This is a genomic window from Pseudomonas sp. K5002, from assembly GCF_013386655.1.
Taxonomy (GTDB): domain Bacteria; phylum Pseudomonadota; class Gammaproteobacteria; order Pseudomonadales; family Pseudomonadaceae; genus Aquipseudomonas.
Genome location: NZ_JACARK010000732.1, coordinates 1 through 563, shown reverse-complemented (window position 1 = coordinate 563; position 563 = coordinate 1). Strand labels below are relative to the sequence as shown.

At 64.7% G+C, this 563-nt stretch carries 1 protein-coding gene; it reads right to left on the bottom strand.

Going from position 1 to position 563, the window contains the following annotated elements:
• Positions 1-40: 40 nt before the first annotated feature.
• On the bottom strand, positions 41-563 hold a 523-nt coding region (locus HX846_RS27310; protein WP_178966478.1), incomplete at its 5' end, for an IclR family transcriptional regulator.

Genomic DNA, 563 nt, shown 5'->3' with positions numbered 1-563 from the left:
GCTCCCACATTTTGTTCTGTTGTGTGCCTGATACTGAGCGTCAGGGCTGATAACCCATGCGCCAACTCACCGCCTGGGTCGCCGCCAGCAAACGCTTCGCCGCCGGGCCGTCTTCATCGGCATGGAACAGCGACGTCGGCCCCACCACGGTCAACACCGCCGCCACTTGCCCGACCGCGTTGAACACCGGCGCCGACAACGCGTCCACACCCGGCATCAGCAAACCATGCACAAAGTGCAAGCCGCGCTGGCGGATCTGCTCACAGGTGGTGGCGTAGGTTTGGTCATCCGCCAACGCATGGGCAACGCCCGCCTGAATCTCCCGCTCGCGCAACTCCACGGTTTCCCGCGACGGCAGGAACGCGCTGAACACCAGCCCGGTGGACGAACTGAGCAACGGCAACACCGAGCCCAATTGCGTGACCACCGTCACCGCGCGCACCGCCGGCTCGATATGCACCACCGTCGCGCCCTGGTTACCCCAGACGGCCAGGAAGCAGGTTTCATTCAACTCATCCCGCAGTTCCGCCAGGGGCAGGGCGGCGACTTTCAGCACGTCCATG